Annotated in this window: 17 protein-coding genes, 1 pseudogene and 1 riboswitch; of the genes and pseudogenes, 16 read left to right on the top strand and 2 right to left on the bottom strand. The window is 72.0% G+C overall.

The genetic code is table 11. The features are described 5' to 3' along the window. Positions 1-91 precede the first annotated feature (91 nt). From K9U40_RS16305 to K9U40_RS16245, 13 genes and pseudogenes are all read left to right on the top strand, one after another. Positions 92-904 carry an ABC transporter permease gene (locus tag K9U40_RS16305; RefSeq protein WP_282891191.1) on the top strand — a complete coding sequence of 271 codons (813 nt, stop codon included), beginning with the start codon at positions 92-94 and terminating at the stop codon, positions 902-904. Then, on the top strand, positions 901-1,734 hold the full coding sequence (locus tag K9U40_RS16300) for an ABC transporter ATP-binding protein (RefSeq protein WP_282891190.1): 834 nt from the start codon (positions 901-903) through the stop codon (positions 1,732-1,734). The genes K9U40_RS16305 and K9U40_RS16300 overlap by 4 nt, the downstream gene beginning before the upstream one ends. An 11-nt stretch (positions 1,735-1,745) precedes the next feature. Beyond that, complete coding sequence (locus tag K9U40_RS16295; RefSeq protein ID WP_282891189.1) at positions 1,746-2,558, top strand: urea amidolyase associated protein UAAP1; 813 nt, start codon at positions 1,746-1,748, stop codon at positions 2,556-2,558. 10 nt (positions 2,559-2,568) lie between these two features. Further along, entirely contained in the window at positions 2,569-3,219 is a 651-nt protein-coding gene (locus tag K9U40_RS16290; protein WP_282891188.1) for an urea amidolyase associated protein UAAP2, read from the top strand. A gap of 3 nt (positions 3,220-3,222) precedes the next feature. After that, positions 3,223-6,768: an urea carboxylase gene (uca, locus tag K9U40_RS16285; RefSeq protein ID WP_282891187.1), complete on the top strand. Its 3,546-nt coding sequence runs from the start codon at positions 3,223-3,225 to the stop codon at positions 6,766-6,768. Positions 6,769-6,851: 83 nt separating this feature from the next. Beyond that, positions 6,852-7,244, top strand: a pseudogene (locus K9U40_RS16280) (allophanate hydrolase-related protein); the annotation flags it as partial. Positions 7,245-7,364: 120 nt separating this feature from the next. After that, positions 7,365-7,569, top strand: a riboswitch (cobalamin riboswitch). A 74-nt stretch (positions 7,570-7,643) separates the two neighbouring features. After that, positions 7,644-8,120, top strand: a complete 477-nt coding sequence (locus K9U40_RS16275; RefSeq protein WP_432715924.1) for a DUF1636 family protein — start codon at positions 7,644-7,646, stop codon at positions 8,118-8,120. Next, the gene (gene cobW / locus K9U40_RS16270; protein WP_282891193.1) at positions 8,117-9,154 is read left to right on the top strand and encodes a cobalamin biosynthesis protein CobW; all 1,038 of its coding nucleotides are present in this window, start codon (positions 8,117-8,119) and stop codon (positions 9,152-9,154) included. The genes K9U40_RS16275 and cobW overlap by 4 nt, the downstream gene beginning before the upstream one ends. Positions 9,155-9,169: 15 nt before the next feature. Beyond that, positions 9,170-12,520: a cobaltochelatase subunit CobN gene (cobN, locus tag K9U40_RS16265; protein WP_282891186.1), complete on the top strand. Its 3,351-nt coding sequence runs from the start codon at positions 9,170-9,172 to the stop codon at positions 12,518-12,520. Then, entirely contained in the window at positions 12,517-13,812 is a 1,296-nt protein-coding gene (gene cobG / locus K9U40_RS16260; RefSeq protein WP_282891185.1) for a precorrin-3B synthase, read from the top strand. The genes cobN and cobG overlap by 4 nt, the downstream gene beginning before the upstream one ends. A 24-nt stretch (positions 13,813-13,836) precedes the next feature. After that, positions 13,837-14,472, top strand: coding sequence for a precorrin-8X methylmutase (locus K9U40_RS16255; RefSeq protein WP_282891184.1), 636 nt, complete (start codon positions 13,837-13,839; stop codon positions 14,470-14,472). Further along, on the top strand, positions 14,469-15,194 hold the full coding sequence (locus K9U40_RS16250) for a precorrin-2 C(20)-methyltransferase (RefSeq protein WP_282891183.1): 726 nt from the start codon (positions 14,469-14,471) through the stop codon (positions 15,192-15,194). Before K9U40_RS16255 ends, K9U40_RS16250 begins: the two co-directional genes overlap by 4 nt. Next, a complete protein-coding gene (locus K9U40_RS16245; RefSeq protein ID WP_282891182.1) occupies positions 15,191-16,042 on the top strand; it encodes a precorrin-3B C(17)-methyltransferase in 852 nt (283 codons plus the stop codon). The genes K9U40_RS16250 and K9U40_RS16245 overlap by 4 nt, the downstream gene beginning before the upstream one ends. Here the strand turns inward: K9U40_RS16245 and K9U40_RS16240 are convergent. Next, positions 15,943-16,800, bottom strand: coding sequence for a cobalt-precorrin-6A reductase (locus tag K9U40_RS16240; RefSeq protein WP_282891192.1), 858 nt, complete (start codon positions 16,798-16,800; stop codon positions 15,943-15,945). The genes K9U40_RS16245 and K9U40_RS16240 overlap by 100 nt on opposite strands. Before the next feature lie 37 nt (positions 16,801-16,837). On the opposite strand from K9U40_RS16240, the gene cbiE reads away from it, so the two are divergent. From cbiE to cobM, 3 genes are read left to right on the top strand one after another with little or no spacing between them, the layout of a single operon-like run. Continuing rightward, positions 16,838-18,190, top strand: coding sequence for a precorrin-6y C5,15-methyltransferase (decarboxylating) subunit CbiE (cbiE, locus tag K9U40_RS16235; protein WP_282891181.1), 1,353 nt, complete (start codon positions 16,838-16,840; stop codon positions 18,188-18,190). Next, the gene (locus K9U40_RS16230; protein ID WP_282891180.1) at positions 18,187-18,576 is read left to right on the top strand and encodes a cobalamin biosynthesis protein; all 390 of its coding nucleotides are present in this window, start codon (positions 18,187-18,189) and stop codon (positions 18,574-18,576) included. Before cbiE ends, K9U40_RS16230 begins: the two co-directional genes overlap by 4 nt. Next, complete coding sequence (cobM, locus tag K9U40_RS16225) at positions 18,573-19,334, top strand: precorrin-4 C(11)-methyltransferase (RefSeq protein WP_282891179.1); 762 nt, start codon at positions 18,573-18,575, stop codon at positions 19,332-19,334. The genes K9U40_RS16230 and cobM overlap by 4 nt, the downstream gene beginning before the upstream one ends. A gap of 8 nt (positions 19,335-19,342) precedes the next feature. Here the strand turns inward: cobM and K9U40_RS16220 are convergent. Further along, positions 19,343-20,146 (bottom strand): cobalt-precorrin-5B (C(1))-methyltransferase (locus K9U40_RS16220; RefSeq protein WP_282891178.1); only part of this gene is annotated, 804 nt, incomplete at its 5' end.

Raw genomic sequence — 20,146 nt, 5'->3', positions numbered from 1 at the left:
CTCCCTCCCCCGCCAGCGGGAGAGGGAGAGGGGGCTCGTCCCGGTGCAACCACCGCGACCTCATCCCACCCCAACCTTCGGAGCAGCGCTGATGCGCCTTATCAACGTCAGGCCGGATCGGGGAACGGCGCTGTTCCTCGCCATCCTGCCCTTTGCCCTTGTCGTGCTCGCCTATGTGCTGGGCTCGGCAGAGCGCCTGTCCGTGAACCCCGACGACAAGCTGCTGCCAAGTCTCGTGTCGCTGGGCGAGGCCATCGGCAAGGTCGCGTTCACGGCGGATGCCCGCACCGGCGATTATCTCCTGTGGTCCGACACGCTGGCGAGCCTGGAACGGCTGTTCGCGGCGCTGGCCCTCTCCACCGCCATCGCCCTTCTCATCGGCCTGCTGGTGGGCATGCTGCCCATCGTGCGGGCCTTCCTCGCGCCGTTCGTGGCCATGGTTTCCATGGTGCCGCCACTGGCGCTGCTGCCCATTCTCTTCATCGTCATGGGGCTGGGCGAGGCGTCGAAGATCGCGCTCATCACCATCGGCATCACGCCCTATCTCATCCGCGACCTCGCCATGCGGGTGGAGGAGCTGCCGCGCGAGCAGATGATCAAGGCGCAGACCCTGGGCGCCTCCACCTGGCAGATGGCCGTGCGCGTGGTGCTGCCGCAGATCCTGCCCCGCCTCATGGACGCCCTGCGCCTGTCGCTGGGGCCGGCCTTCCTGTTCCTCATCGCGGCGGAGGCCATCGCCTCGGACTCTGGCCTCGGCTACCGGATCTTCCTGGTGCGGCGCTATCTCGCCATGGATGTGATCCTGCCCTACGTCGCCTGGATCACGCTCCTCGCCGTGGCCATGGATTTCGCGCTGGTGCGCGCCCGCCGCTTCTTCTTCCCCTGGTTCGGAGCCGCGAAATGACGACAATCGCCGTGCGCCACCTGTGGAAGGAATATGGCGACCAGATCGTGCTGGAGGACATCTCCCTCGATTTCGCGCCGCGCTCCTTCATCGCCCTCGTCGGCCCCTCGGGCTGCGGCAAGACCACCTTTTTGCGCATCCTGCTCTCGGAAGAGACGGTGACCCGCGGCGAGGTGCTGATCGACGGCAGGCCCATCGCCCGCGAGCCGGGTGCCGACCGGGGCGTGGTGTTCCAGCGCTATTCCGTGTTCCCGCACCTCACCGTGCTGGGCAACGTGGTGCTGGCCGCCGAGATGGAGGAAGCCCCCTTCACCGGACGCCTGTTCGGCGCCCGCCGCCGTCAGGTGGAGGAGGAGGCGCGCGCGCTCATCGCGGAAGTGGGCCTCAAGGGCGCGGAGGATAAATATCCCGCGGCCCTGTCCGGCGGCATGCAGCAGCGCCTGGCACTGGCCCAGGCCATCATGCGCAGACCGAAGATCCTGTTGCTGGACGAGCCGTTCGGCGCGCTCGATCCCGGCATCCGCACCGACATCCACCAGCTCATGCTGAAGCTGTGGAACAGCTGCGAGATGACCGTGGTGATGGTGACCCACGACCTGAAGGAGGCGTTCACCCTCGCCACCCGCATCATCGCCTTCGAGCGCCGGCGCAACCGGCCCGAGGAGAAGGCCCGCTACGGCGCCACCATCGCCAAGGACATCGAGGTCTGGCCGAAAAGGATCGCGGGAACGCGGATCGCCGGCAAGACCAGCACTCCCATCCCCGGCCGGGACGACCCGGCCATTCCCTCGGGACCCGGCCGGGACGACCCGGCACTCCAGACGGCTTGAGGAGACACGACATGACCGTCACCGAGGACACCCGGCTCTTCATCGAAGAGAACAAGCGCCGCTATGCCGAATTGAAGGCCGCCGGCCAGAAGCACGCGCCGAAGGCCCTGCCCGGCCCGACGCCGCGCGATGGCGCGCCCATCCCCGAAGGCGCCGTGATCCACGTCGAGACCATTCCCGGTGGCTGGTACTGGTCCACGCCCATGGCGGCCGGCGAGGCCCTGCGCATCCGCCTGCCCCATGGCCCGGCGGCGGTCTCCATGATCGCGTGGTCGGCGGCCGACAAGACCGAGCGGCTGAACTATGCCGACACGGTGAAGGTCCAGTGGACCTCGGCTCTCGGCAAAGGCCGCGTGCTGTTCTCCGACATGGGCCGGGTGATGTTCTCCCTGATCGAGGACACCACCGGCATGCACGACGCCCTCGTGGGCGGCTCCACCGCCGCCTCCAACCGCGCCCGCTATGGCGAGAAGGTGCTGCGCAACACCCGCGACAACTTCATCCTCGCCGCCGGCAAGCTCGGCTTCGACAAGCGCGACATCCCGCCCGCCCTCACCTTCTTCGCTCCCGTGCGGACCGACGCCGAGGGTGCCTTCCACTGGCTCGACGACAAGCGCCAGGCCGGTGACTTCGTGGACCTGCGCGCCGAGATGGACCTCATCGTCGCGCTCTCCAACTGCCCCCACCCCATGGACCCGGCGTCCGACTACGCGCCGCCGGCGGTGGAGGCCATCCGCTTCCGCGCGCCCGCGCCGGCCGCGGACGATTTGTGCCGCACCGCCACCATCGAGGCCGTCCGCGGCTTCGAGAACACCGCGCGCTGAGGGGGCCGACATGAGCAAATTCTTCGCGACGCCCGTGCGGGATGCCTCCACCGCCATCGCCGATTATTTCGTGCCCGCCAATGCCCCCTTCTCCTGCGTGGTGAAGAAGGGCGAGAGCGTGCGCATCGTGGATCTGGAAGGCCAGCAGGCGGTGGATACTTTATTCTACCGCGCCGACGACTTTTCCGAGCGCTATTCCTCGCAGGATACGCTGCGGGTTCAGGGCTCCGCCTATGTGTCCACGGGCACGAAGCTGATCTCCACCGAGGGCAACCTCATGCTCACCGTGACCGCCGACACCTGCGGCCGGCACGACACCTCGGCGGGCGCCTGCTCGTGCGAGGCCAATACGGTGCGCTTCGGCCACCAGGTGAAGTATCTGCACGCCTGCCGCGAGAATTTCGTCATCGAGGTGATGAAGCACGGCATGTCGAAGCGCGACGTGGTGCCCAACATCAACTTCTTCATGAATGTGCCGGTGGAACCCTCGGGGGATCTGGCCATCGTGGACGGCATCTCCGGCCCCGGCGACTATGTGGAGCTCAAGGCGGAGATGGACGTGCTCGTCGTCATCTCCAACTGCCCTCAGATCAACAATCCCTGCAACGGCTTCAACCCGACGCCGGTCCAGGTCCTCGTCTTCGCCGGCGAGGAGGGCTGATCCATGTTCACCAAGGTCCTCATCGCCAATCGCGGCGAGATCGCACGGCGCGTCATCCGCACGCTCCGCGCCATGAACATCGCCTCGGTGGCCGTCCATTCGGACGCCGACCGCTTCACCCGCGGCGTGCTGGAGGCGGACGAGGCGGTGCGCCTCGGCCCGGCCCCGGCCGCCGAGAGCTACCTGAACGTGGACGCAGTCATCGCAGCCTGCAAGGCGACGGGGGCGCAGGCGGTGCATCCCGGCTACGGCTTCCTGTCGGAGAACGTGGCCTTCGCCCGGCGCCTCGCCGATGAAGGCATCCGCTTCATCGGCCCCAAGCCCGAGCACCTGAAGGATTTCGGCCTGAAGCACACCGCCCGCGCACTGGCGAAGGCCTCCGGCGTGCCGCTGCTGCCGGGCACCGACCTGCTCGACACCGCCGAAGAGGCGCTGAAGGCGGCGGAAGCCATCACCTATCCGGTGATGCTTAAATCCACCGCCGGCGGCGGCGGCATCGGCATGCAACTGTGCCACACGCCGCAGGAGCTGGCCGACACCTTCGAGCGCGTCCAGCGCACCGCCCGCGCCTCCTTCGGCGATGCGCGGGTCTATCTGGAGCGCTTCGTGGCCGAGGCGCGGCATGTGGAAGTGCAGATCTTCGGCGATGGCAAGGGCAAGGTGGTGGCGCTCGGCGAACGCGACTGCTCCCTCCAGCGCCGGAACCAGAAGGTGGTGGAGGAGACCCCGGCTCCCCTCCTCTCCGATGACGTGCGCGCGCGCCTGCACGCCGCCGCCGTGAAGCTGGGCGAGAGCGTGGCTTACGAGAGCGCCGGCACGGTGGAATTCATCTACGACCCGGCCCGGCAGGAATTCTACTTCCTGGAGGTGAACACCCGCCTCCAGGTGGAGCATCCCGTCACCGAGGCGGTGTTCGGCATCGACCTCGTGGAATGGATGATCCGGCAGGCGGCCGGGGAAGATCCCATATCCGCCGCCGGCCCGCTGGTGCCGAAGGGCGCGGCCATGGAGGTGCGCGTCTATGCGGAGATCCCGCACGCCAACTTCCAGCCCTCGGCCGGGCTGCTGACCGAGGTGAAGTTCCCCGCGAATGCGCGCATCGACGGCTGGATCGAGACCGGCACCGAGGTGACGCCCTATTACGATCCCATGCTCGCCAAGGTGATCGTGACCGGCGATGACCGCCCCGCCGCCATCGCCGCGCTCAATGCAGCGCTGGCGGAAACCTCCATCTGCGGCATCGAGACCAACCTGCAATATCTGCGCGCCATCGCGGCGTCCGGGCTGCTCGCGTCGGCCAAGGTGGCGACCACGGCGCTGAAGGATTTCGCCTTCCGGCCTTCGAGCGTGGAGGTGCTGGTGCCCGGCGCCCAGTCGAGCCTCCAGGAACTGCCGGGGCGGCTTCACCTGTGGCACGTGGGCGTGCCGCCGTCCGGACCCATGGATGACTATTCCTTCCGCCGGGCCAATGCCCTGGTGGGCAATGCCGAGACCGCCTGCGCGCTGGAACTGACGGTCAACGGCCCGACACTGCGCTTCCACGACGAAGCGGTGGTCGCCCTCTCCGGCGCCCTGATGCCCGCCACCCTCGACGGCGCCCCGGCCCCGCATGATGCCGCCTTCCCGGTGAAGGCGGGGCAGGTGCTCGCCATCGGCCATATCGAGGGGCCGGGGCAGCGGGCCTATCTCGCGGTCAATGGCGCGTTCCAGGCACCCGTGGTGCTGGGCTCGCGCGCCACCTTCGCCCTGGGCGCCTTCGGCGGCCATGCCACCGGCACCCTGAAGGGCGGCGACACCCTCCACCTCGCCCCCAAGGCCGCGCGCCCGCAGGTTCCGGACCACGCGCCCGGCGCCCCCGCGCCGCTGACGCGGGAGTGGAGCATCGGCGTGGTCTATGGCCCCCACGGCGCGCCAGACTTCTTCCAGGACGAGGATATCGCGGACCTCTTCGCCGCGACCTACGAGGTACATTTCAACAGCGCCCGCACCGGCGTGCGCCTCATGGGGCCGACGCCGCGCTGGGCGCGGACCGATGGCGGCGAGGCGGGGCTCCACCCCTCCAATCTCCACGACAACGCCTATGCCATCGGCGCCATCGACTTCACCGGCGACATGCCCATCATCCTCGGCCCGGACGGCCCCTCGCTGGGCGGCTTCGTCTGCCCGGCGGTGATCGCCCGCGACGAGCAGTGGAAGATGGGTCAGCTGAAGCCCGGAGACACCGTGCGCTTCCTCGCCCTGCCCCGGCCGCAGGACCCCATCTCCGGCCCGGCCGTGATCGGCGCGCCGGAGGAGACCGGCTCGCCGATCCTGGCCCGCCGGGAGGACGGGCCGGTGAGTGTCGTCTATCGCCGGCAGGGGGACGATAACCTGCTGGTCGAGTTCGGCGACATGCACCTCGACATTGCGCTGCGCCTGCGCGCCCACCTGATGGCGCAGGCGGTCGAGGAGGCGCGCCTGCCGGGGATCATCGACCTCACCCCCGGCATCCGCTCGCTCCAGATCCACTACGATGGCGCGGCCATGCCACGCGCCAAGCTGCTCGACGCCCTCGCCGGGATCGAGAGCGGCCTGCCCCGCGCCGAGGATGTGGTGGTGCCGAGCCGCGTCGTCCACCTGCCCCTGTCCTGGAACGACCCGCAGGCGGAACTTGCCATGCGCAAGTATCAGGAGCTGGTGCGGCCCAACGCGCCGTGGTGCCCGTCCAACATCGAGTTCATCCGCCGCATCAACGGCCTTGAGGACGAGCAGGCGGTGAAGGACATCATCTTCGGCGCCAGCTACCAGGTGCTGGGCCTCGGCGATGTCTATCTCGGCGCGCCGGTTGCCACTCCCATCGACCCGCGCCACCGCCTCGTCACCACCAAGTATAACCCGGCCCGCACCTGGACCCCGGAAAACGCGGTGGGCATCGGCGGCGCCTACATGTGCATCTACGGCATGGAGGGGCCGGGCGGCTATCAGCTGTTCGGCCGCACCATCCAGATGTGGAACACGTGGCGCTCAACGCCCGCGTTCGAGCCCGGCACCCCGTGGCTGCTGCGCTTCTTCGACGAGATCCGCTTCTTCCCCGTGAGCCACCAGGAGCTGATGGAGGCGCGCGAGGCATTTCCTCACGGCGCCTATCCGGTGCGCATCGAGGACCGCCGCTTCTCCTATGCCAACTATGCCGCGAACCTTGCTGCCAACGCCGGCGAGATCACGGCCGGAAAGGCCCGCCAGCAGGCGGCTTTCGAGGCGGAGCGCGCCCGCTGGAAGGCGGAAGGGCTCGACAGCTTCGTGGTGGAGGACGGCGCCGGCCCCTTCAGCGAGGGCGAGATGCCGGACGGCTGCTTCGGCGTCTCCGCCAACGTGCCCGGCAACGTCTGGAAGGTGCTGGTGGCGGAGGAGACGGTGGTCGCCGCAGGCGAAACCATCGCCATCATCGAATCCATGAAGATGGAAATCTCCATCACCGCCCATGCCGCCGGGCGGGTGCGGGAGATCCGTGCGGTCCCCGGGCGCACCGTGCGCTCCGGCGACGTGGTCTGCGTGCTCGAAGCCCTGTGACGAAAGCGGAGAGGAAAGCCATGACGACCGATCTTCCGCTCAGCGGACATCGCCCGTCCGAAATCCAGCCGGGCGAGGCCGTGCCCATCGCCGTCGTGGGGGCGCACCTGTCCGGCATGCCGCTCAACCCGGAGCTCACGGAGGCTGGCGGTGTGCTGGTGAAGAGCTGCCGCACCGCGCCGGACTACCGGCTCTTCGTGCTGCCGGACACCACGCCCCAGAAGCCGGGCGTGGTGCGCGCCCCGGGCTTTGCCGGGCCGGGGCTGGAGGTGGAGGTCTGGGCGCTGGCCCCCGCCGCCTTCGGCCGCTTCGTCTCCCGCATCCCCGCGCCGCTCGGCATCGGCAAGGTGCGGCTGGAGGACGGCAGCGAGGTGCCCGGCTTCCTGTGCGAGGCCCATGCGGTGGAGCGCGCCGAGGAAATCACGGCGCTCGGCGGCTGGCGGGCTTATGTGGCGAGGGGGCGGGGGTCGTCCTGATCTGACATCCGAAGCCGGCGGACTCCCCTCTCCCGCGTGCGGGGGAGGGGCCGACAGTGATTCTTTTCAAACTGAAGCCCCACCCTCGCCCTCTCATTTGACATTCGCCCCCGCCCTGCCTTTAGTGCCCCTGTCGAAGGTCCCGTGTTCCCACACGGGCGCAAAAGGGAATGCGGTGCGGGAGGTGTCTCCCCATGCCGCGGCTGCCCCCGCAACTGTCGGCGGTGAGCCCCTGCCAGACGCCACTGGATGCCGCAAGGCGCCGGGAAGGCGGCGGGGGCGCTGATCCGCGAGCCAGGAGACCTGCCTTCGACGAGGTCCGCGCCGGGCGGGGTGCTCCGGTCTTGCGTCCCTTTCAAGCCCGTGCTTCGCGGGCGGCCCGCGCACCCGTGGATCTCAATGGTGGAGCGAGGCGAACGCGCCCACATTCCCGGCGATGCCGACGTGGCGGAAACCACCGCCCGGCCGACCGCGCGCGAGAGTGACGCGCCGGCCTCCGGGCGCGGCGATCCGCCGGCCGTGACCGTCTTCATCTGCACCACCTGCCGCAGCCCCGGCGAAGGCGAATCTCCCGTCGATGGCGCGGTCCTCGCCGACGCAGCCGCGGCAGCCCTGCTGCCGGACGGCGTGGCGGTAAAGGGTGTGCGCTGCCTCGCCAACTGCAAGCGGTCCCTCTCCGCCGCCATGGTCCGCCGCGACGGCTGGACCTATGTCTTCGGCGACCTTGCCGCCGATGCCGCCCCCGACCTGATCGCCGGCGCGGCGCTGCTGGCGTCCTCCAGCGACGGCCTCATGCCCTGGCGCGGACGACCCGAAAGCCTCAAGCGCGGCATGGTCGCCCGCATTCCCCCTTTGTCCTTTCCCGAGGAGCCCTGATGACTTCGCTCGCCCGCGTGCCCTGCACCATCGTCACCGGCTTCCTCGGCGCGGGGAAGACCACGCTCATCCGTCACGTGCTTGAGAATGCCGGCGGCAAGCGGCTGGCCGTGATCGTCAACGAGTTCGGCGACGTGGGCATCGACGGCGAGATCCTGAAGGGCTGCGGCATCGAGAGCTGCAGCGAGGACACCATCGTGGAACTGGCCAACGGCTGCCTGTGCTGCACCGTCGCCGACGATTTCGTGCCGGCGCTGGACCAGATCCTCTCGCGCACCCCGCGCGTGGACCATATCCTCATCGAAACCAGCGGCCTCGCCTTGCCCAAGCCGCTGGTGCAGGCGTTCCAGTGGCCGGCCATCAAGAGCCGGGTGACGGTGGACGGCGTGGTCGCCGTGGTGGACGGCCCGGCGCTGGCCGAAGGGCGGGTGGCGCCGGACCTCTCCGCCCTCGCCGCCCAGCGCGCCGAAGACTCAAGCCTCGACCATGACGACCCGGTGGAAGAGGTGTTCGAGGACCAGATCGCCTGCGCCGACCTCGTCATCCTCTCCAAGAGCGACCTGCTCGACGACCCCGGCTTCGCCATCGCCGAGCGGGTGGTGGCGCAGAATCTGCCCCGCGCGGTGAAGCTGGTGCGCGCCACCTCCGGCAGGGTGGACATCGCCGTGCTGCTGGGCCTCGGCGTCGGCGTGGAAGACGAGATCGACGCCCGCCGCACCCATCACGACGACGAGGAAGACCACGACCACGACGAGTTCGAGAGCATCGTGCTCCCGCTCCCCGAGATCGCCGATCCCGTCGCCCTCGCCGCCCGCGTGGTCGCGGCGGCGGAGACGCCGGACGTGCTGCGCGTGAAGGGCTTCGCGGCGGTCACCGGCAAGCCCATGCGGCTGCTGGTGCAGGGTGTCGGCCCCCGCGTGTCGCACCATTTCGACCGGCCGTGGGGCGCCGCCGAGGAACGGCGCGGCGCGCTGGTGGTGATCGGCCTCAAGGGCTTCGACCGCGCGGCGGTGGAGCGGGCCATTCTCGGCTGAGGCGAACCAGACCCCATGCACATCCTCGCCACCACATCGACGACGCTGGAGGATCTGGCCGAGCCGGTCGATCTCGCCCAGCCGCCCGGCGACATGGTGGCGCTGTCCTTCACCGACAGCGACCTGCTGGCCCTGTCCGCCGCCTGGCGGGCGCGGCGGGACGCGCTGCCCAGCCTGCGTCTCGCGCGGCTGAAGGACCTCGCCCACCCCATGTCCGTAGACCTTTGGGTGGAAAAGGTGGCGCGCCACGCCAGGGTGGTGCTGGTGCGCCAGTTGGGCGGGCTCGACTGGTGGCGCTACGGTGCCGAACAATTGTCCGCCCTGGCGCGTGCGCGCGGCATCGCCCTCGCGCTGCTGCCGGGGGAGGACCAGGACGACCCGCGCCTCGCCGCCCTCTCCACGGTGCCTGCGGACGAGCTGGCCCATTGGCTCGCCTATTTTCGCGCGGGTGGTCCGGACAACATGGGCGCCCTGCTCGCCCGCATGGCCGCGACGGCCGGCTTCGCTACGCCCGCCGAAATCGCGCCGCCGCGCCCGGTTCCCGCCACCGCCTTCTACCATCCCGGCGCGGGACTAGAGGAACCCCAGGCCGCCGCCGCGCGGGCGGACAGGCGGCCCAGCGCCCTCATCCTCTTCTACCGTTCCCAGTGGCTCGCAGCCGACACCGCCGCCATCGACGCGCTCGCCGCCGCCCTTGAAGCGCGCGGCATCGCCGCCGTGCCCCTGTTCGTGCCGAGCCTCAAGGCGCCGGAAGCCCGCGCCGCCGTGCGCCATGCGCTGACAGCCCTCAAGCCGGCGGTCATCGTCACCACCACCGCGTTTGCGGCGGGGGATGCGGCGGAGCTGTTCCCGGCGGGCGGGGCGCCTGTGCTCCAGGCCGCCCCCGCCACCACTGCCCGCGCCGCCTGGGCCGGCAGCCCGCGCGGGCTTTCGGCCGCCGACCTCGCCATGCATGTGGTGCTGCCGGAGCTGGACGGGCGGGTGCTGGCCGGCGCGCTCTCCTTCAAGGATTTCGCGCCGGCCGATGCCGACCTTGCCTTCACCCCCGCCATCAACCGGCCGGAGCCGGACCAGGTGGCCCATGTGGCAGACCGCGTTGCCGGCCTGGTGCGCCTCGCCGCCACGCCCCGCGCGGAGCGGCGGCTGGCACTGATCCTGCCCGATTATCCCGGCGCCGAGGGCCGCTCCGGCTATGCGGTGGGCCTCGATGTGCCGGAGAGCGCGCGGCGGCTGATGGCAACGCTGGGCGACGCCGACTACGCCACCGGCCCCGTGCCCGCCGATGCGAAGGCCCTGCTCGCCGCCATCGCCCCCGCGCCGGCCCTGTCTCTCGACGCCTACCGCCGCGCTTTTGACCGCCTGCCGCAGGCCGCGCGCGAGGCCGTCCACGCCGCATGGGGGGCGCCCGAAGCGGATGCCGACCTGAAGGACGGCGCCTTCCACTTCCGCATTGCCCGCTCTGGCGCCCTCACCCTCGCCTTCGCGCCCGATCGCGGCGCGGCGCTCGACCGGCGCGCGGACTATCACGACGCCGCCCTGCCGCCCCGCCATGCCCTCATCGCCTTCGGCCTGTGGCTGCGCGAGGGGCTGGACGCCCACGCCGTCATCCATCTCGGCGCCCACGGCACGCTGGAATGGCTGCCGGGCAAGGCGGTGGCGCTGATGCCCGCCTGCTTCCCGCAGCTGGTCATGGGGGCGCTGCCGGTGGTCTATCCCTTCATCGTCTCCAATCCCGGCGAGGCGGCGCAGGCGAAACGGCGGCTCGCCGCCGTCACCATCGGCCACCTGCCCCCGCCGCAGGCGGCCGCCGGCCTGTCCGAGGCCGAGCAGAAGCTGGAGCGGCTGGTGGACGAATACGCCCAGGCGGACGGCCTCGACCGCCGCCGCCGGGAGCGCCTCGCCCAGCTCATCGTGGAGACCGCCGGTGACACCGGCCTTGCCGCCACCGCCGGCGTCACCACCGCCACCGACCCCGACGAGGCCCTGCGCCGCATCGACGCCTGGCTGTGCGACCTGAAGGACCTTGCGGTGAAGGACGGCCTCCACATCTTCGGCCATGTGCCGCAAGACGAGGCCGACCCCGCCCGCATCGCCTCCGCCGAAGCCGAGACCCGCGCGCTGCTCGACGCCCTCGACGGCCGCTTCGTGCCCGCCGGTCCCGCCGGGGCTCCGGCGCGGGGGCGGCGGGACGTGCTGCCCACCGGGCGCAACCTCTACACCGCCGATCCGCGCACCCTGCCTACCCCCACCGCCTGCGACCTTGCCCGCAAGGCGGCCGACGAGGCCCTGCGCCTGCTGCTGCAGGAACACGGCGACTGGCCCCACGCGCTGGTGCTGGACCTGTGGGGCAGCGCCTCCCTGCGCACCGGGGGCGAGGAAATCGCCCAGGGCCTCGCCTTCCTCGGCTGCCGGCCCATGTGGGAGGCGGCGAGCGGCCGCGTCACCGGCATCGAGGTGCTGCCGCCCGCCGTGCTGGGGCGCCCACGCATCGACGTGACCTTCCGCATTTCCGGCCTGTTCCGCGACATCTTCCCGGCCCAGATCGCGCTGCTGGATGCCGCCGTCCGCGCCGTGGCAGCTCGGGACGAGGACGATAGCGAGAATCCGCTCGCCGCTGCCCGCCGCCGGGGCGAGGACCTGTCCCGCCTGTTCGGCTCGGCGCCGGGGGCCTATGGCGCGGGCATCGAGGCGCAGCTCCAGCGCGGCGCCTTCGAGGATCGCGCCGAGCTGGGCCATGCCTATCTCGCCGCCGCCTCCCACGCCTATGGCGGGGCGGACGGCATGGCGCGCCCGGCACCCGGCGCCTTCGCCGGGCGGATCGCCCAGGCGGATGCCCTCATCCACGGCGCGGACGATGCCGCCCGCGACCTCTTGGACGGCAGCGAGGACGCCGCCTTCATGGGCGGCTTCGCGGCCGCCGGCGTGGCGCTGGGGCACAAGGCGCACCTCGTGGTGCTCGACACCACCGACCCCGACCGACCCCGCGCCCGCCCCCTGTCCGAAGCGCTGGCGCGGCTGGTGCACGGGCGCGTCTCGCCGACCTTCATCGCCGGGCAGATGCGCCACGGCCCGCGCGGGGCAGCGGAATTGGCGGAGACGGTGGACCGCCTCGTCGCCTTCGCCGAGACCACGCACGAGGTGGCGAGCGCCCTGCTGGACCGCCTCCATGCCGCCTATCTGGCGGAGCCGTCCGTGCGCGCCTTCCTCCTCGACCAGAACCCCGCCGCCGCCCGCGCCATGGCCCGCCGCTTCGCCGATGCGCGCCGCCGGGGCCTGTGGCACAGCCGCCGCAACGCCCTCGACGCCGATCTCGACGCCCTCCTCGCCGAGGCCCAAGGAACTGCACCGAAGGAGGCGGCGGAATGAGCCCGCGCCCGCCCGCGCGCCGGGGCACCTGCCCGGCCTTCCTCGCGCCCATGGAGACCGGCGACGGCCTCATCCTGCGCCTCGTGCCGGCGGAAGGGGCGATCTCTTCCGGTCAGTTGCGCGGCCTCGCCAGCGCGGCCACCGCCTTCGGCAACGGCATGATGGAGATCACCGCCCGCGGCAGCCTCCAGGTGCGCGGGCTGACGGCGGAAACGGTGGCGCCGCTTCAGGATGCGATCCTCGATCTCGGGATCACACCGCGCCTCGGCTTCGCCATCGACATTTCGCCGCTGTCGGGGCTCGATCCCCGGGAAGCCGCGGATGCCCGCCCCCTCGCCCATCGCATCCGGGAGGGCGCGGCGGGACTTGCGGGCAAGCTGGGGCCGAAGGTGTCCGTGGTCATCGACGGCGGCGGCGCCATCGGCCTTGCCGGCCATAAGGCGGACGTGCGCCTTGCCGCCATGCGTTCCGGCGCGGACGTGAGGTGGTCCGTCACCATCGGCGGCGGCGCGGCGGAGCTGCTGGCGGAACCCGATGCGGCGGCGCTGGCGCTCGACGCCCTGTCGCGGATCGCCGCCCTCGGCCGCCGCGCCCGCGCCACCGACCTGCCGGGATGCCCCGCGACGCAAGGCGATGCGGGGAAGCCGCCCGCTCCGCTGGGCACCTTTCCCCTCGCCGATGGCCGCTTCGCATGCGGTATCGGCCTGCCCTTCGGCGCCGGTGCAGCGGACCTGTTCGCGGCCCTCGCAGATGCGGCCGAGGTCGCCGGGGCCGGCGACCTGCGGCCGGCGACCGAGCGCGTGCTCCTCGCCACCGGCCTCGACGCAGATGGCGCCCGCGCCTTCGCGACGGAAGCCCGGCGTCTCGGCTGCCTGGTGGCACCCGACGACCCCCGCGCCTTCGTGGCCGCCTGCCCCGGCGCGCCGGCCTGCGTCTGCGCCCATTTCCCCGCACGGGACCTCGCGCCCGGTGTGGCGGAAGCCCTCGCGCCGCTGCTGGACGGCACGGTGACGGTACATCTGTCCGCCTGCGCCAAGGGCTGCGCCCATCCCGCGCCGGCGACCCTCACCTTCGTGGGCATGGACGGCGGGATCGCTCTGGTGCATGAGGGCGCACCCTCCGGGGCGCTCGGACCGGCCCTTCCGGCCGACGCACTGGCGGCAAGGCTCGCGACGCTGGCCGGCACGCCCCGCGCGCCCGGCGAGACCGGACGCGGGCTTCTGGCCCGCATGCGAGAGGCAGATGTGCTGGCGGGCCTGTGTGGGTGCGTGAAGGAAACGACAGACCGATGATGAAGACGTGACGAGCCGCGCAGCATGACCCTCCCCTTCGATTACGTGCGCGACGGCACCGCCATCTACGAGCGCTCCTTCGCCATCATCCGCGCCGAGGCGGACCTGTCGCGCTTCTCCCCCGAGGAAGAAGACGTGGCGGTGCGCATGATCCACGCCTGCGGGCTGGTGGAGGCGGCGCGGGACTTCGTGTTCGGTCCCGGCGTGGTGGCCGTCGCCCGCGCGGCGCTCAAGGCCGGCGCGCCCATCCTGTGCGATGCGCAGATGGTGGCCCACGGCATCACCCGCGCCCGCCTTCCGGCCGACAACGAGGTGGTCTGCACCCTGCGCGATCCCGCCGTGCCGGCGCTGGCCGAGAAGCTCGGCACCACCCGCTCGGCCGCGGCGCTGGAATTGTGGCGCGAGCAGCTCGGCGGCGCGGTCGTGGCCATCGGCAATGCGCCCACCACCCTCTTCCACCTGCTGGAAATGCTGGACAAGGGCGCGCCCCGCCCCGCCGCCATCCTCGGCATGCCGGTGGGCTTCGTGGGCGCGGCGGAATCCAAGGATGCGCTGGCGGAGAACCCGCGCGGCGTGCCGTTCGCCATCGTGCGTGGGCGGCTCGGCGGCAGCGCCATCACTTCGGCCGCCGTCAATGCGCTGGCGAGGGCCGGACTATGAAGGGCCAGCTCATCGGCGTGGGCGTCGGTCCCGGCGACCCCGATCTTCTGACCCTCAAGGCGGTGAAGGCCATCGCCGGTGCGGACGTGGTGGGCTATTTCGCCAAGGCCGGCAATGTCAGCCACGCCCGCACCATCGCTGAGGCGCACTTCCGTCCGGACACGGTGGAATTGCCCCTGCTCTATCCCGTCACCACCGAGATCCACCGCCACGACGCCGCCTATCGCACCGCCATCGGCGCCTTCTACGACGCCTCGGCGGCGGCGGTGGCGGAGCATATCCTTGCCGGGCGCACGGTGGCGGTGCTGAGCGAGGGCGACCCGCTGTTCTATGGCTCCTACATGCACCTGCATGTGCGCCTTGCGCAGCGCTTTCCCACGCGGGTCATTCCCGGCGTCACCGGCATGTCCGGCTGCTGGTCGCAGGCGGGCGCGCCCATCGCCCAGGGCGACGACGTGCTCATGGTGCTGCCCGGCACCCTGGACGAAGCAGAGCTTGCCCGCCGCCTCGCCGAGGCGGACGCGGTGGTCATCATGAAGGTGGGCCGCAACCTGCCCAAGATCCGCCGGGCGCTCATCGCCGCCGGCCGGCTCGACAAGGCGCTCTATGTGGAGCGCGGCACCATGGCCGACTGCGCCCTTGTGCCTTTGGCCGAACGGGCGGACGAGCGCGCGCCCTATTTCTCCATCGTGCTGGTGCCCGGCTGGGAGCGGGCGGCATGAACACGGGCGACGCGCAAGAGCGGCGCGGACGGCTCACCGTGGTCGGCCTCGGCCCCGGCGCGGCGCGGCAGATGACGCCCGAAGCCGCGGCCGCGGTGGAAGCGGCGGACCTCGTCTTCGGCTACGCCCCCTATCTCGCGCGTTTGCCGGAACGGCCGGGGCAGGAGCGCCGCCCTTCCGACAATCGCGAGGAGATTGCCCGCGCCTCGGCCGCCCTGGACGCCGCGGTGGCGGGCGCGCGGGTCGCCATGGTATCGGGGGGCGATCCCGGTGTATTCGCCATGGCCGCCGCCGTCTGCGAGGCCATGGAGCAGGGGCCGGAAGCATGGCGCGCCCTTGATTTCGAGGTGGTGCCGGGCGTGACCGCCATGCTGGCGGTGGCGGCCCGCTGCGGGGCGCCGCTGGGCCATGATTTCTGCGCCCTCTCCCTCTCCGACAACCTGAAGCCGTGGGCGCTGGTGGAAAAGCGCCTGGCGCTGGCGGCGGAGGCGGGCTTCGTCATCGCCCTCTACAATCCCATCAGCCGGGCGCGGCCCTGGCAATTGGGACGGGCGTTCGAAATCCTGCGCGCCCGCCTTGCGGGCAGCGTGCCGGTGGTGTTCGGCCGGGCGGCGGAGCGCGCGGACGAGCGCATCGCCCTCACCACCCTTGCCGAGGCCGACCCGGAGCAGGCGGACATGGCCACCTGCGTGATCATCGGCACCGCCGACACCCGCATCGTGCCGCGCCCGGGCCTGCCGCCGCTGGTCTACGCCCCGCGCTCGGTGGACAGGCCCGCGCCGCGAGCGGAAAAGGAGTCCGCGCCGCGAGCGGAAGAAGACTCCGCGCCAGTGGAGTCCGCGCCGTGAGCGCCGAACTGGTCGAGCAGCCACGCCTCGGCCTCCGCCGGCGTCGCCACCGCCGGGACGGCGGGCACGGCGGGCCGCGCGATCAGAAGCACCTCGATGCCCAGCGCGCGGGCGGCCGCCATCTTGCCGTAGGTGGCCGAGCCGCCGCTGTTCTTGGCGACGATGGTGTCGATGCGATGCGCCTCCAGCATCGCCCGGTCGTCTGCCTCGCCAAACGGGCCGCGCCCGAGGACATATTCGGCGTCAGGCACCGCCAGCGGCGGGGCGACCGGATCGACGCTGCGCACCAGATAGGAATGCTGCGGCGCCGCCTCGAAGGCGCGCACCTCGTTGCGCCCGAGGGCGAGGAACACCCGCCGGGGCGCATCCCCCAGCGCCACCACCGCGGCCGGCACATCCGCCACCTCCCGCCACCGGTCGCCGGCAACGGGCGTCCATGGCCCGCGCCGCAAGGCGAGGAGGGGCACCCCCGCCGCCGCGCAGGCCTGCGCCGCATTGAAGGACATGCGGGCGGCATAGGGATGGGTGGCATCCACCACGGCGGCAATACGCTCCGCCTTCAGATAGTCTTCAAGGCCCGTCGCGCCGCCGAAGCCGCCGACGCGCACGGGCACCGGCTGGGGCGCGGGGTTTTCCGTGCGCCCCGCAAGCGACAGGACCACGTCGAGCCCGCCATGGTCCGCGATGCGGGATGCAAGGCATTTGGCGAGGGCGCTGGCCTCGCTGGTGCCGCCGAGCAGGAGAATGCGCGGGACCATGGCTGAAACGGCGCGGGACGGGACGGAGGGATCGCTCATGGCGGGCATGCTACCAACGGCCCCGGTCTCTGACCGGCGCCGAGAGGGTCTCGCTCAGGCGCCGCGCGGGCTTATACCAACGGGCGACGAGTCAATCTCGTCGCCCGTTGGTATAAGTGCCCCAGAGGGGCGCTGGCTGTCCATCGTCGGCATCGGCGAGGACGGGGCGGACGGCCTCTCCCCCGCCGCACGCGCCGCCATCTCCGGCGCCGAGATCGTATTCGGCGGCGCGCGCCATCTTGCCCTTGCCGGCGTCCTCGTCACCGGCGAAGCGCAGGTGTGGCCGAGCCCCTTCAGCGTTGCCGGCGTCCTCGCCGCGCGCGGGCGGCGCGTCTGTGTCCTCGCCTCGGGCGACCCCTTCCTCTACGGCGTGGGCGGGAGCCTTGCCCGCCACGTGCCGGCCGACGAGATGCGCGCCTTTCCCGCCCCCTCCGCCTTTGCGCTGGCCGCCGCCCGCCTCGGCTGGGCGTTGCAGGAGGCGGACCTCGTCTCCCTTCACGGCCGGCCTCTGGCCCGGCTGCGGCCCTTTTTGCAGGACGGCGCGCGGCTGATCCTGCTCACCTCGGACGGGGACGGGCCGCGACAGGTGGCGGATTTCGTCACCGCCCATGGCTGCGGCGCCTCGCGCCTCGTGGTGCTGGAGGCTCTGGGCGGCCCCTCTGAGCGGGCCCGCGAGACGCGGGCCGATGCCTTCGCCTTCACCGACGTGGCGGCGCTGAACGTGGTGGCGCTGGAGGTGGTGGCGGATGCCGACGCCCCCATCCTCTCCCTCGCGAGCGGCCTTGCCGACGATTTGTTCGAGCATGACGGACAAATCACCAAGCGCGAGGTCCGCGCCCTCACCCTCTCCTCCCTCGCGCCACGACGGGGGGAGCTGTTGTGGGACATCGGCGCCGGGGCGGGCTCCATCGCCATCGAATGGCTGCTGGCGCACCCCTCCTTGTCCGCCATCGCCGTCGAAGGCAACGCGGAACGCGCGGCCCGGATCGCCCGCAATGCCGCGAGCCTCGGCGTGCCGCACCTGAAGATCGTGGAGGGTGCGGCACCCGGCGCCCTTGCCGGCCTGCCCCTGCCGGATGTCATCTTTCTCGGCGGCGGCGCCTCGGAAGCCGGCGTGTTCGATGCGGCGCTCGCGGCGCTGAAGCCGGGGGGGCGCCTGATGGCCAACGCGGTGACGCTGGAGACGGAGGCGGTGCTGCTTGCCGCCCATGCCCGGCTCGGCGGCGACCTCCTGCGCATCGCGCTGGCGCGCTCGTCGCCGGTGAAGGGCATGACCGGGTGGCGGCCCGCAATGCCGGTCACCCAGTGGCGCTACAACAAGCCGCCCGAAGGAGAGGGAGGCGGGGCATGATCGTGGCCGGCATCGGCTCCAAGCGAGGGGTGAGCGTGGACGAGGTGCTGGCCGCCTTCGACGCCGCCCTGACGCGTGCCGCACTGGCGCGCGACGATGTGGCCCTCATCGCCGCACCGGCGGTGAAGGGCGGCGAGGCCGGCATCAGTGAGGCGGCGGCCAAGCTCGGCCTGCCTTTGGTGCTGGTGCCGCAGACCCAGCTCGAAGCCGCCTCCAACCGCACCAGGACCCGCTCGGAGCGGGTGATCGCCCTGCTGCGCGTGCCTTCGGCGGCCGAAACGGCGGCGCTGGCCGCCGCCGGCGCCCATGCCCGCCTGCTGGGCCCGCGCCTCGCGCTCGGCCCCGTCACCTGCGCCCTCGCGCGGCGGGAGGAAGAAGACGCGTGACCGTCCATTTCATCGGCGCCGGACCGGGCGCGGCGGACCTCATCACCGTGCGCGGGCGCGACCTCATCGCCCGCTGCCCGGTCTGCCTCTATGCCGGCTCCATCGTGGCGCCGGAACTGCTGGCCTATTGCCCGCCGGGCGCCCGCAAGGTGGACACCGCGCCCCTCGACCTGGACCGGATCGAGGCGGAATATATCCGCGCCTTCGCGGCGGGGGAGGACGTGGCGCGGCTGCACTCCGGCGACCTCTCCGTCTACAGCGCCGTGGCCGAGCAGATGCGCCGGCTCGACCGGCTGTCCATCCCCTATACGCTGACGCCCGGCGTGCCCGCCTTCGCGGCGGCGGCGGCGCTGCTGAAGCGCGAATTCACCGTGCCGGAGGTGGCGCAGAGCCTCGTCATCACCCGCGTCTCGGGCCGCGCCTCCGCCATGCCGGCGACGGAGAACCTTGCCGCCTTCGCCGCCACGGGGGCGACGCTCGCCATCCACCTCGCCATCCATGCCCTTGATCGGGTGGTGGCGGAACTGAGCCCGGTGCTCGGCGCCGACTGCCCGGTGGCGGTGGTGGCCAAGGCCTCCTGGCCGGACGGGCGCATCGTCACCGGAACCCTCGGCGACATTGCCGGCCAGCTTGAAGCCGATCCCATCCCGCGCACCGCGCTCATCCTGGTGGGGCGGGCGCTGGCGGCGCAGGATTTCCGCGAGAGCGCGCTCTACGACACCGCCTATGTCCGTCGCTTCCGCGGAGGGGGTGAATGAGCGGCGGTTCAGGCCTGTGCCGGCGCGAAGGGCGCGCGGCCCATGAGCGTGCCGTCGCGGTCGAACACGGCGATCTCCAGCGCCACGTCGGCCCGGTCGAGCGCCCGCGCGGCGGTGGCCCAGGCGGCGCGCGCCACGCAATCGCCCAGCGGGAAGCCTTCGGCGCGGGCGATCTGGAACGCCTCCGCCACCATGTGCGCTGCCCCGATGCGCGCGGCGAGGTGCGGCGCGGCACCGGCGCCCGACGCCAGCGCCGCGAGGGCTTCCATGTCGGCGCGGCCGCGCTTGGAGTGGAGATCGAGGAAGCCCTGACCGAGCTTGGTCATCTTGGCGACGCCGCCGGCCACCGTGACCTTCGCCACGGGATGGGTGCGCACATATTTCAGCATGCCGCCGACGAAGTCGCCCATGTCGATGAGCGCCACCTCGTCGAGGCCGTGGAGCTTGCGCACCGCCTGCTCGGAGGCGGTGCCGGTGGCTCCGGCCACATGGTCGAGCCCCATGGCGCGGGCGACATCAATGCCGCGATGGATGGAGTGGATCCACGCCGCGCAGGAATAGGGCACGACGATGCCCGTGGTGCCCAGCACCGAGAGCCCGCCGACGATGCCGAGGCGCGGATTGAGCGTCTTGAGCGCGAGGCGCGCGCCGTCGGCGACGGAAATCTCCACCTCGACGTCGGCCGCAACGCCCGCCGCCCGCGCCACCTCGGCGATGCCGGCCGCGATCATGCGGCGCGGCACCGGATTGATGGCCGGCTCGCCCGGTGGGATGGGCAGGCCCGGCCGCGTGACCATGCCCACCCCCTCCCC

The sequence above is a fragment of the Xanthobacter autotrophicus genome, assembly GCF_030015065.1.
GTDB classification, from domain to species: Bacteria; Pseudomonadota; Alphaproteobacteria; order Rhizobiales; family Xanthobacteraceae; genus Xanthobacter; species Xanthobacter autotrophicus_D.
Note: the sequence above shows the minus strand (reverse complement) of the source record. Positions and strands in the feature narration are given on the sequence as shown.